Source organism: Achromobacter sp. UBA4530 (assembly GCF_002388205.1).
GTDB lineage: Bacteria > Pseudomonadota > Gammaproteobacteria > Burkholderiales > Burkholderiaceae_B > Achromobacter > Achromobacter animicus.
Genome location: NZ_DGMA01000024.1, coordinates 35,063 through 47,162, shown reverse-complemented (window position 1 = coordinate 47,162; position 12,100 = coordinate 35,063). Strand labels below are relative to the sequence as shown.

10 protein-coding genes are annotated in these 12,100 nt (G+C 66.1%); 3 read left to right on the top strand and 7 right to left on the bottom strand.

All coding sequences use genetic code 11. The annotated features are described in order from the left end of the window. Positions 1-24: 24 nt before the first annotated feature. The gene (locus tag B2W22_RS16645) at positions 25-945 is read right to left on the bottom strand and encodes a DMT family transporter (RefSeq protein WP_175138813.1); all 921 of its coding nucleotides are present in this window, start codon (positions 943-945) and stop codon (positions 25-27) included. A 221-nt stretch (positions 946-1,166) separates the two neighbouring features. On the opposite strand from B2W22_RS16645, the gene B2W22_RS16640 reads away from it, so the two are divergent. After that, complete coding sequence (locus B2W22_RS16640; protein WP_175138814.1) at positions 1,167-1,688, top strand: hypothetical protein; 522 nt, start codon at positions 1,167-1,169, stop codon at positions 1,686-1,688. 49 nt (positions 1,689-1,737) lie between these two features. On the opposite strand, the gene B2W22_RS16635 is transcribed toward B2W22_RS16640, so the two are convergent. The 6 genes from B2W22_RS16635 to B2W22_RS16610 all read right to left on the bottom strand — a co-directional run bounded on the left by B2W22_RS16635 (position 1,738) and on the right by B2W22_RS16610 (position 7,940). Beyond that, complete coding sequence (locus tag B2W22_RS16635) at positions 1,738-2,733, bottom strand: ABC transporter ATP-binding protein (RefSeq protein WP_175138815.1); 996 nt, start codon at positions 2,731-2,733, stop codon at positions 1,738-1,740. After that, positions 2,730-3,716 (bottom strand): ABC transporter ATP-binding protein, encoded by a 987-nt coding sequence (locus tag B2W22_RS16630; protein ID WP_056568892.1) that lies wholly within the window; start codon positions 3,714-3,716, stop codon positions 2,730-2,732. Before B2W22_RS16630 ends, B2W22_RS16635 begins: the two co-directional genes overlap by 4 nt. Positions 3,717-3,724: 8 nt before the next feature. Next, entirely contained in the window at positions 3,725-4,639 is a 915-nt protein-coding gene (locus tag B2W22_RS16625) for an ABC transporter permease (protein WP_175123213.1), read from the bottom strand. Beyond that, positions 4,639-5,625 carry an ABC transporter permease gene (locus tag B2W22_RS16620; RefSeq protein WP_105237526.1) on the bottom strand — a complete coding sequence of 329 codons (987 nt, stop codon included), beginning with the start codon at positions 5,623-5,625 and terminating at the stop codon, positions 4,639-4,641. Before B2W22_RS16620 ends, B2W22_RS16625 begins: the two co-directional genes overlap by 1 nt. Positions 5,626-5,683: 58 nt before the next feature. Continuing rightward, positions 5,684-7,255, bottom strand: a complete 1,572-nt coding sequence (locus B2W22_RS16615) for an ABC transporter substrate-binding protein (protein ID WP_175138817.1) — start codon at positions 7,253-7,255, stop codon at positions 5,684-5,686. 187 nt (positions 7,256-7,442) lie between these two features. Beyond that, the gene (locus B2W22_RS16610) at positions 7,443-7,940 is read right to left on the bottom strand and encodes a MarR family winged helix-turn-helix transcriptional regulator (RefSeq protein ID WP_056569521.1); all 498 of its coding nucleotides are present in this window, start codon (positions 7,938-7,940) and stop codon (positions 7,443-7,445) included. Positions 7,941-8,309: 369 nt separating this feature from the next. Here B2W22_RS16610 and B2W22_RS16605 point away from each other — a divergent pair, with 369 nt between their 5' ends. Both B2W22_RS16605 and B2W22_RS16600 read left to right on the top strand, forming a co-directional pair. Continuing rightward, on the top strand, positions 8,310-10,541 hold the full coding sequence (locus tag B2W22_RS16605; RefSeq protein WP_286938833.1) for an indolepyruvate ferredoxin oxidoreductase subunit alpha: 2,232 nt from the start codon (positions 8,310-8,312) through the stop codon (positions 10,539-10,541). A gap of 13 nt (positions 10,542-10,554) precedes the next feature. Next, on the top strand, positions 10,555-12,099 hold the full coding sequence (locus tag B2W22_RS16600) for an indolepyruvate oxidoreductase subunit beta family protein (protein ID WP_286938832.1): 1,545 nt from the start codon (positions 10,555-10,557) through the stop codon (positions 12,097-12,099). The last annotated feature ends 1 nt before the right edge of the window (position 12,100 follow it).

The following is a 12,100-nucleotide window of genomic DNA, read 5'->3' as shown; positions in this document are numbered from 1 at the left end:
GTTGATCCGGGCCTTTGCCCGCCTTCAGTTGGCCTTCTCGGCCCGGCCCGGCAGACCCGGCGTACGCATTTGCGCCAGCATCACGCCGGCCAGCGCCAGCGCACCGCCCGCGATATGAAACAGATGCGGCTTTTCATCGAGGAACAGCGCCGCGATGGCCACGGTGAACACCGGCATGACGTTCAGGAAGATGCTGGCGCGATTGGGGCCCAGGTGGCGCACGCCCTGCATCCACAGATACGGCGCAAACAGCGACGGAAACACCGCCGCATACAGCACCAGCGGCACGTTGGCGGCATTGAGCGGCGACGGCGCCGCCATCAGAAAGGCGGGAAGCTGGAACAGAATGCCGAACGCGACCTGCACGTACAGCGACTGCCACGGCCCCACGGGCAGCGCCCAGCGCCGCAGCAGCACGCCATAGAGCGCATAGGCCAGCGCGCCCAGCCCCATCAGCACGTCGCCGTGGTTGGCGCCCACGGACAGCAGCCGGGCCGGGTCGCCCTCGCCGATCAGCAGCGCCAGCCCGGCCAGCGACACCAGGCTGCCCAGCACCGCCATGGCCGTGGGGCGCTCGCGCATGATGACCGCCATGACGGCGATGGTCATGAGCGGGATCATCGCGGTGATGAAGCCCATATTGGTGGCGGTGGTGGACGCGGCCGCCACGTACGCCAGGCCTTGGTACAGCGCCATGCCCAGTCCGCCCAGCACGGCGAATTTCGGCAGGTGCGCCAGCACCTGGCGGCGTTGCGCCCAGACACCGGGCAGCGCAAACGGGGTCAGGACGATGCCCGCCAGCGCCCAGCGATAAAAGCCGATGGCCGCCGGCGCGATAACGCCCGCGGCCATCTTGGTGACGATCATGTTGACCGACCAGATCAGGGCGGCCAGAAGCGGAAACAGGAAAAATCGGAGGGGGAGCTGCGGGGCGTCGGAGCGCATGGATGAAACGGGAAGGCAGAAAGACGAAAAGCAGGCCAGTGTAGGCTCCGTCCGACCCGCTGTATACGTCACTGATATGTTGCCGCCCCGGCACGCCATCTGAACACCGCCCGCGTTTCTTCGTAATCCAAGCGCCCGATGCACCGCAGCGCGGTTCGCGCGACAATAGCGCCTGACGTATCTGCCGTGCCGTCGCGGCCTCATCGCGCCCAGGAACCTTCATGTCCGCCTCTGCCACTCCTCCCGCTTCCTTGACCCATTTCAGCGCACCCGAACTGGACATGCTGGCCAAGACCGCGGATGCACTCAGCGCCTATCTGGGCAAACCCGTGCTGGCGGAAGTGGTGCTGGGCGATGAAGGCACCGAATGGGTGACCTACGGCGTCCCAATGGACGAGAAGGCCGAGACGGACGAGGAACAGACCCACGTGCAGATGGGCGGGCCGGGCGCGCGCCTGCTCGGCAACCGCGGCGGCTTGCCGCAGTCCGATGACGACACCTACGACTGTCTGTACCTTTGGGCGATCCAGATCTCGCTGAACGACGGCGAGCGATTCATCAAGCTGGACCACGACGGTGAAGAATCCGCCTGGTCCGACAACCTGGAAGACGTGCTGCCCTTTGCCCTGACCGAGGAACCGCAACCGGATCCCGACGAGGAAGACGAAGAAGACGACGGCGCGGACGACGAAGACGACGACACGCCGTACGACGACGTCCACAACCACAACCACCGCCATTGAGCGGCGCGCCGCGGCCCGGGCAGGCGCCCGGTCCACGGCGTCTACAGAATCACACGGTGATCCGGCCTTCCTCGACCGCGTGGCAGGCCACGATCGACACCCCCGCCAGCTTCGCGACCGGCGCTTCGGCCTTGCAACGGTCGTTGGCGTGCGGGCAGCGCGGATGAAAGGTGCAGCCGGACGGGGGATTCAGGGGATTGGGCACCTCGCCCGCCACCGCCGTGCGCGGCTTGCCCGCGCCGTTGATGTCCGGAATCGCCTCGAGCAGCATCCGCGTGTAAGGATGCCGCGGCCGCGCGAAGAGTTCGTCACGCGGCGCCACTTCCACCATGCGGCCCAGGTACATCACGCCCACGCGATCCGCCACATGGTGCACGACGGCCAGGTTGTGCGAGATGAACAGATACGTCAACCCCAGCTTGCGCTGCAGGTCCTTCATCAGGTTCAGCACCTGCGCCTGCACGGACACGTCCAGCGCCGAGGTGGGCTCGTCGCACACCAGGAATTCCGGATTGACCGCCAGCGCGCGCGCGATCGAGATGCGCTGACGCTGCCCGCCCGAGAACTGGTGCGGATAGCGGCTCTGGTCCGCGGGATCCAGGCCCACTTGCCGCAGCAGTTCGCCCACGCGCGCCACGCGGTCCGCGGGCGACATCTGCGTATGCGTCAGCATCGGCTCGGCGATGATGCGGCCCACGCGCCAGCGCGGATTCAGGCTGGCATAGGGATCCTGGAAGATCATCTGCAGGCGCTTGCGCAAGGCGCGCCCGCCGGGTTCGGACATGCGCGACAGCGGCTGGCCGTCGAAGTGGATGTCGCCGCGCGTCAGGCCATACAGCCCGACCAGCATGCGCGCGACCGTGGATTTTCCACAGCCGGATTCACCCACCAGTGCCAGCGTTTCGCCGCGGGCGATGTCGAACGACACGCCGTCCACCGCACGCAGCATCACTTTGGGCTTGCGCGCCAGCGTGCGCTCCAGCCAGGGCGGCGATACGTCAAACCAGCGCGCCGCGTCCTTTACTTGAACCAAGGGCGTGCTCATGCGGCCACCTCCAACGTATTGCCTTTGTCATGCAGCCAACAGGCCGCGCGCGACGTGCCCGCGGGCATCAACTCCGGGCGGTCGTGCGCGCAGCGCGGCAGGCGCTGGCCGCAGCGGGGATTGAACGCACAGCCCGGCGGGATGGCGTTCAGGCGCGGCATGCTGCCGTCGATCTGCACCAGCCGTTCGGTGTGGCCTTCCAGCGTGGGAATGGACCCCATCAGTCCCGACGTATAGGGATGGCGCGGTTTGTGGATCACGTCGGCCACCGGCCCGATCTCGGCCACGCGGCCGGCGTACATCACCGCCACGCGGTCGGCGGTCTCGGCGATGACGCCCATGTCGTGCGTGATCAACATGACCGCCGTGCCGTTTTCGCGGCACAGGCGTTTGAGCAGTTCGATGATCTGCGCCTGGATCGACACGTCCAGCGCGGTGGTGGGTTCGTCGGCCACCACCAGTTTCGGCTCGGCGGCCAGGGCCAGCGCAATCACGACGCGCTGGCGCATGCCGCCGGAGAACTGGTGCGGGTAGTGGTCGATGCGCTCGCGCGCGGCGGGAATGCCGGTGGACGCCAGCAGCTCGACCGCGCGGTTGCGCGCCTGCGACCAGGTCATGTCCAGGTGGGTGACGATGGTTTCAGCCAGTTGCCGGCCCACCGTGTACAGCGGATTCAGCGACGTCAGCGGGTCCTGGAACACCGCGCCGATCTCGCGGCCGCGCACGCGGCGCATCTGTTCGTCGGGCAGGTTGTCGATGCGACGGCCGGCCAGCAGGATCTCGCCGGCCGCGATGCGGCCCGGGGGTTCGAGCAGGCCGATGATGGAGGCGCCGGTCAGCGACTTGCCGGCGCCGGATTCGCCCACCACGCCCAGGACTTCGCCAGCCTGGATGGAAAAGGACACGTCGTCCAGGGCGCGTAGCGTGCCGCGGCGCGTGGGAAACTCCACGCGCAGGTTGCGGACTTCAAGTAATGCGCTCATGGTTTACCTCAGTTCAGCCGCGGGTTCAGTGCGTCGCGCAGCCAGTCACCCAGCAGGTTGACCGACAGCACAAGCAGCACCAGCGCCGCGCCCGGGAAAATGGTGATCCACCACTCTCCGGAAAACAGGAAATCGTTGCCGATCCGGATCAGCGTGCCCAGCGACGGCGCGGTCGGCGGCACCCCCACCCCCAGGAACGACAGCGTCGCCTCGGTGATGATGGCGGTGGCCAGGTGGACCGTGGCCAGCACCAGCACCGGACCCAGCACGTTGGGCAGCACGTGGCGGAACATGATGACGGGCGAGGCCACGCCGATCACGCGGGCGGCCTGCACGTATTCACGGTTCTTTTCCACCAGCGTCGAGCCGCGCACCGTGCGCGCGTACTGCGGCCAGCCGGCCAGCGCGATAGCGCCGATCAGCACCGGAAAAGCGATGATCTCGTGCAGCTCGCGCGGCACTGCCGCCCGCGCCACGCCGTCGATCAGGAGCGCGATCAGGATGGCGGGGAACGAGAGCTGCACGTCGGCAACACGCATGATGAACGCGTCGATGCGGCCGCCGGCATAACCGGAGATCAAGCCCAGCACGATGCCGATCACCATCGACAGCAGCACCGAGGCCAGGCCGATCAACAGCGACACGCGCGTGCCGTACAGGATGGCCGAATACAGATCGCGGCCCTGACTGTCGGTGCCCAGCAGGTACGTGGCCTGCCCGTTGGGTTCCCAGGCCGGCGGCAGCAGCGCGTCCAGCAGTTCGACCTTGGTCAGGTCGAACGGGTTGTGCGGCGCGACCCAGCCGGCTCCGAAGGAACCGATCAACAGGGCTGCAAGCAGCAGCGTGGCGACGATGGCCACGGGCGCCCGGCGCCAGGCCCAGGCAATGTCGCTGTCCCACCAGCGTTTAAGTACGGCGCGCATCAGTGAGCCCCCCCGCGAGTCAGCCCGGAACGCAGCCGCGGGTCCACGACGAAATACAGAAGATCGACGATCAGGTTGATGACCACGAACACCAGCGCGATCAGGCACAGGTACGCGGCCATCACCGGCACGTCGGCGAATTGGACCGCCTGGATGAAGAGCAGGCCCATGCCCGGCCACTGGAACACGGTCTCGGTCACGATGGCAAAGGCGATGATGCCGCCCAACTGCAGGCCGGTGATGGTGATGACGGGCACCATCGTGTTCTTGAGCGCGTGGCCAAAGTGGATGGCGCGGCGCTTCAGACCCCGGGCGCGCGCGAACTTGATGTAGTCCGAGCGCAGGACCTCCAGCATTTCGGAGCGCACCAGCCGCAGCACCAGCGTCATCTGGAAGAGCGACAGCGTGATGGACGGCAGGATGAGGTGCTTCCAGCCCGTGGCGGTGAACAGGCCCGACGTCCACCAGCCCAGGCTGACGGTATCGCCGCGCCCATAGCTGGGCAGCCAGCCCAGTTGCACCGAGAACACCAGGATCAGCAGGATGCCGATCAGGAAGGTCGGCAGCGACACGCCCAGCAGCGAGCCGGCCAGCAGCATCTGGGAAACCAGGCTGTTGCGCTTGAGCGCCGTGTACACGCCCAGCGGCACGCCCACGACGAGCGCCAGCAACGCGGCCACCATGGACAGCTCGAGGGTGGCGGGCAAACGGGACTTCAGCAGGGTGGAAACGGGTTCGCTCTGGCGCAGGGAGATGCCGAAATTGCCCTGCACGGCGTTGGCCACGAAATGGCCGAATTGAACGATGGCGGGCTCGTTCAGGCCCAGGCGTTCACGCAGCTCGATGCGCTCGGCATCGGTGGCGTCCTGCCCCAGCATGATGGTGACGGGGTCGCCGACGTATTGGAAAAGCACAAAGGCCAGTAGCGCGACGGTGAGCATCACCGCTACGGCCTGCAACAGGCGACGCAGTATGAAAGCGAACATAGGCGGAAAAAAGCAAGACGGCGGAACCGGGTAGGTCCCGCCGTCTGGTTAGCCTGGATCAGTCAACCTTGACCCAATCGGCAACGAGGCGGTTGTCGGCACGGTGGATGACCGTGACGTTCTTGCGCATGGCCCAGGGGATGACCTGGTCGTGCAGCGGGATATGCCCGAAGTCCTTGGCGTGCCCTTCCAGCACGGTGATGATGTCGGCGTCGCGCTTCTTCTCATCGGTCTCGGTCTTGATCCGATCGATGATGACGTCGAGTTCCTTGTTGCTGTAGTTGCCCAGGTTGTACATGCCGTCGGCGCCCTCACCCTTGGTGCGGATCAGGTTCTGCAGCGTGTACATGGCGTCGAACGTGGGCACGCCCCACCCGAACAGGTAGGCGCTGGTGTCGAACGACTGCACCTTCGGGAAGTACGTGGAGCGCGGCATGGCGTTCATGGTGGCCTTGACGCCGACCTTGGCCCACATGCCGACGACGGCCTGACAGATGGCTTCGTCGTTGATGTAGCGGTTGTTCGGGCAGTCCAGCGTGAAGTTCAGCGTGCCGTCGTAGCCGGCTTCTTTGAGCAGGGCGCGGGCCTTTTCGGGGTCGTAGGGCACGCGCTTGTGCACGGACTCGGCCCAGCCATGCACCTGCGGCGCGATCATCGTGCCGGTGGGCGCCGACAGGCCGCGCATCACGGCGCGCTTGATGGCGTCCACGTCGATGGCGCGGTACAGCGCTTCGCGCACGCGCACGTCCTGGAAGGGGTTCTTGCCCTTGATGTTGGAGTACTGCAGCTCCGGACGCTTCTGGTCCAGGCCCAGGTAGATGGTGCGGTATTCGTTGCCCTCGACGACCTTCTGCGACTGGCGCAGGCGGTCCAGGTCTTGCGCGGCCGGATCCAGCACGAAGTCGATCTCGCCGGACAACAGCGCGGCGGTGCGCGTGGCGTTTTGCTTGATCGGCGTGAAGACGACTTCGGTCACGTTGCCGACCTTGCCGGCCTTGTTCCACCAGTCCTTGTTTTCCTCGAAGACCGTGCGCACGTCGACTTCGCGGCTCTTGAGCTTGTAGGGACCGGTGCCGTTGGTGTTGCGCGCGCCGTAGGTTTCTTCCTTGTTGACGAAGTCCTGCGGCTTGGCGATGTTGTTCTTTTCGGACCAGGCCTTGTTCATGATGAACACGTTGGTCAGCTGGCGCAGCAGCACGGGGTTGGGCGCCGAGGTTTCGATCTCGACGGTCAGGTCGTCGATCTTGCGCGCTTCCTTGATGCCGGTGGTGTAGGCCTTGTAGTTCGACGTGGGCGCCATGGCGCGGTGGATCGAGAACACGACGTCGTCCGCCGTGAACGCGGCGCCGTCATGGAACTTGACGTTGGGGCGCAGCTTGAAGCGGTACAGCGTGGGCGACACCTGCTCCCATTCGGTGGCCAGGCGCGGCGACACCTTGAAGGACTTGTCGTAGTCGACCAGGGGCTCGTAGATGTAGCTGTTGGCGGCGATCGTCATGCCTTCGTTCTGCGAGTGCGGATCGAACGTGAGGATGTCGCCCTGGGCGGCCCAGCGGAAGGTCTTGGCTTGCCCGATCGAGGGCACTGCCACGGCGGCGGCGATCGCGATAGCAATCAAAGTGCGGCGCATAAGTGTCAACTCCTGACAGTAGTCTGAATACCGGCGCGAGTGTGCCTACCCACAAGACCCGCGTCAATTCAGGGTTTGCGCGTACCGGCGATTGTTTTCACTGGGGAACGACAACCGGGGACGCATAAGCATGTAACAAAATAATCGGACCAAACGACGTTCGAGTGCGCGCTTGCAACGGACGGCGTTATTCGTCCGGGTCGATGGGAAGTTCCAGGGGAACGTGTTCGGTCATCAGCACGTCCAGCATGTCGATCAGCAGCGCGGCCTTTTCTTCGCCGAAGGGCGCCAGCACCGCCTTCTGGTGCTGCAAAGCCTGATCGCACAGGCCGCCGATGAGGTTGGAGCCCTTGGCCGTGATGCAAACCCGCGTCTGGCGGCGGTCGGCTCGCACGCCCGTGCGGGCCACCAGACCGTCGGCCTCCATGCGCTGCACGACCTTGCTGAGCGTGGGCTGCTTGGTGATGGCCAGCACGGCCAGGCTGCCGATGGTTTCGCCGGCGCTGCCTTGCAAGCTGGCGAGCACGCGCCATTCGGTTACGGACAGGCCTGCGGCTTTGACCTGTTGATGGAATTCCGCCGAGATGCGCTGACTGGCCTGCGCAAGCAGATAGGCCAGGTAGCCGTCGACGAACCGCGGGCCCGTTGCGGCGGCGCGCGTGCCGCGTGGCTTATCTGCCTGCATGTTGGTTTGCTCCCACGCACCCATTTCGAAGGCCTGCCCCGTTGCCGAAAAGCGCATTGCACCACGACGGCGCAGCCGTGCGCCATGATGTACCGCAATGCTGTTGCGCAGCACAGGGTATACCCCAAATCGCAACCCGTTTTTGCACCATTGCAGCGCCCTCAATCCGTCAAAAACCTAGAGAACAACCAGTATATACACCCTTGTTTTTGCGTGATATTTTTTAATTTCCATGAAATTTCATCTTTTTTATTGACAGCTAAAACGTTGACTCCTAAAGTATTTTTCAGGCGATGTTTTCGTGGCAAGACGATGCTGCACGGCAGCACGGATTAAGGATCCCGACGGGGTCCGCGAAAGGGATCCAAGATGGCGGAAAGGTCTTTCAAGAAAGAAGTCCAGCAACTGCGCATCGGCGCGGGCGAGGAATTTCGCGGCGAAGGGATTCTTGCCGTCACGAAGGCGCTGCTGCAATCCGGCGTGGGTTACGTGGCCGGCTATCAGGGCTCGCCGATCTCGCATCTGATGGACGTGCTGGCCGACGCCAACGACATCCTGCAGGAACTGGGCGTGCACTTCGAGGCGAGCGCCTCGGAAGCCACCGCCGCAGCCACGCTGGCCGCCTCCGTCATGTACCCGATCCGTGGCGCCGTGACTTGGAAATCCACGGTGGGCACCAACGTCGCCTCCGACGCGCTGGCCAACCTGGCCTCGGGTGGCGTCACCGGCGGCGCGCTCGTCATCGTGGGCGAAGACTACGGCGAAGGCTCGTCGATCATGCAGGAACGCTCGCACGCGTTCGCCATGAAGTCGCAGATCTGGCTGCTGGATCCGCGCCCTAACCTGGAAAGCATGGTCAAGGCGGTGGAAGACGGCTTTGCGCTTTCGGAAGCCAGCAAGACGCCTGTGATGCTGCAATTGCGCATCCGCGGCTGTCATGTGCATGGCCGCTTCATCGCCAAGGAAAACAAGCGCCCGGCGTTCAGCCTGGCAAAGGCGCTGGAAAGCCCGGCGCGCGACACCAGCCGCATCGTGCTGCCGCCGGCCTCGTTCCTGCACGAGCAGGAAAAGATCAAGGAGCGCTGGCCGGCCGCCATCCGCTACATCAAGGAAAACCAGCTCAACGAGCACTTTGACGGCGACCAGGACGACATCGGCCTGATCCTGCAAGGCGGTCTGTACAACGGCGTGATCCGCGCGCTGCAATTGCTGGGCCTGGCCGACAACTTCGGCAACAGCCGCATCCCGCTGTACGTGATGAACGTGACCTACCCCGTCATTGAGGACGAGGTCATCGATTTTTGCCGCGGCAAGCGCGCCGTGCTGCTGCTGGAAGAAGGGCAACCGGACTACATCGAGCAGAACCTGCACGCAGTGCTGCGCCGCGCCGGTGTGAGCACGCAGTTGTCCGGCAAGGACGTGCTGCCGATGGCGGGCGAATACACGACCCAGGTCATGCGCGACGGCCTGCGGGAATTCCTCAAGCGCAACCGGCCGGAATCGCTGCAGACGCATCCGGCGGTAGCGGTGGATGCGCAGGCAGAAGTGCAGCCCGAGCCCCAGCTCACCATCACCGAGGTCTCGCGCCCCAAGCCGCCGCGCCCCGCCGAGCAGCCCATCACCTTCCACAAGCACGTCGAAGGCCTGGCGGCCGTTGTGCCGCCGCGGCCCGCGGGCTTCTGTACGGGCTGTCCGGAGCGGCCCATCTTTTCCGCGCTGACGCTGGCGCAGGAAACGCTGGGCCAGCACCACATTTCGTGCGACATCGGCTGCCATCTCTTTTCCATCCTGCCGCCCTTCAACCTGGGCGCCACGACGATGGGCTACGGCCTGGGCGCTTCCAGCGCGGCCGCCTTCAACGTGCCGGCCGCCAAGCGGCCCATCTCGATCATGGGCGACGGCGGCTTCTGGCATAACGGGCTGGCGTCGGGCATTGGCAACGCGGTGTTCAACAAGTACGACGGCGTCATCGTCATCGTGGACAACTTCTACGCGTCGGCTACCGGCGGACAGGACATCCTGTCCTCGCGCGCCGACAACCCCGATCGCTCGACCAACAACCCGATCGACCAGGCCGTGCGCGGGGTGGGCGTGAAGTGGGTGCGCACGCTGGACCGCACCTACGACGTGGCCAAGGTGCGCGCCACCATCGAAGAGGCGCTGACCACCGACATCAAGGGCCCGAAGGTCATCATCGCGCAGTCCGAATGCATGCTGAACAAGCAGCGGCGCGTCAAACCCCTGTTCAACAAGGCGGTCAAGGAAGGCAAGCGGGTCGTGAAGGAACGCTTTGGCGTGGATCCCGACGTCTGTACCGGCGATCACGCCTGTATCCGGCTGTCCGGGTGTCCGTCATTGACGGTCAAGGACAGCGGCGATCCGCTCAAGGAAGACCCGGTCGCGCACGTGGAAAGCAGCTGCGTGGGCTGCGGCAACTGCGGCGAGGTCGCGCACGCGGCCGTGCTGTGTCCGTCGTTCTACCGTGCCGACATCATCCACAACCCGACCGGCGCCGACCGCTTCCTGGCGCGCATGCGCGGCGCGGTGATCGGCTTCCTGCAACGGCGCCGCGCGGCGCGTCTGGCGCAAAGCGCGCTTTGAGGAACCCAGCAACATGAACGCGGCGGTGATGCAGCAAGGCAACCCCATCAAGATCGCGATCCTGGCCATGGGCGGCCAGGGCGGCGGCGTGCTGGCCGACTGGATCGTCGACATGGCCGAGCACGCCGGCTGGTGGGCGCAGACCACCTCGGTGCCCGGCGTGGCGCAGCGCACCGGCGCCACGATCTACTACCTGGAACTGCTGCCCGAGGCCGATGTGCAGCGCGCCGGCCGCCAACCCGCGCTGGCGCTGATGCCCACGCCGGGCGACGTGGACCTGGTGGTGGCGGCCGAACTGATGGAAGGCGGCCGGGCCATCCAGCGCGGCCTCGTGACGCCCGACCGCACGGTGTTGATCGCGTCGTCGCACCGCAGTTTTGCCGTCAGCGAGAAGTCCGCGCCCGGCAACGGCATCGCCGATCCCAACAAGGTGCTGGAAGCCGGCCGCGCGGCGGCGCGGCGCTTCCTGTGCTTTGATCTGCAGGACCTGGCCGACCGCGCCGGCAGCGTCATCAGCGCCAGCCTGTTTGGCGCGGTGGCCGGCAGCGGCGCCCTGCCCTTCACTCGTGACGACTTCGAGGCCACCGTGCGCCGCGCGGGCCTGGGCGTGGACGCCAGCCTGCGCGCCTTTGCGCTGGGTTTCGAGTCGGCCAACTCGGCGCCCGGGCAGCCTGCCGCCATCGACCTGACGCGCCCTGTTCCGGACGTACCCGAGCGCGCCGCCAGCCCGCGCGCGCAGGCGTTGCTGGACGCCATCCGGCGCGATTTCCCCGCCTGTGCCCAGCCCATGCTGACCGCCGGCGTGCGCCGCCAGATCGAATTCCAGGATCTGCCCTACGCCGAAGACTACCTGCGCCGCATGAAGGCCATCCGCGACCTGGATGCGCAGCACGGCGGCGACGCGCACCAATGGGCGCTGACCTGCGCCGCGGCGCGTTACGTGGCCACCGCCATGGCCTACGACGACGTGATCCGCGTGGCGGACCTCAAGACCCGCGGCACGCGCTTTGACCGCGTGCGCACGGAAGTCGGCGCGCGCGCCGGCCAGCTCGTCGACACGACCGAATTCATGCATCCCCGGCTGGAAGAAATCTGCGGCACGTTGCCGGTGCGGCTGGGCCGCTGGCTGGAAAACTCCAAGGCCTTCGGCGGCTTCGTCGAACGCCGGCTCGGCAAGGGCCGCCGCCTGCGCAGCGGCACGCTGGGCGGATTCCTGATGCTGTACACGCTGGCCGGCATGCGGCGCTTCCGCCGCAGCACGCTGCGTCATCAGATCGAAAGCGAATCGCTGGAATCGTGGCTGGCGCTGGTGGCGCGGCTGGCCCCGCGCGACTACGCGTTGGCCGTCGAAACCGTCAACTGCCGCCGCCTGGTCAAGGGCTACAGCGACACCCATGTGCGCGGCGGCGGCAAATACCGGCAGCTCATCGCGGCTGCGGACCAGCTGGTTGGCCGCCCCGATGCCGCCGACGCGCTGCGCGCGCTGCGCGACACCGCGCTCGCCAACGTGAAGTGCGAGCCCATGGAACGCCAGATCGCGGAAAAACTGGCCGCCTGAG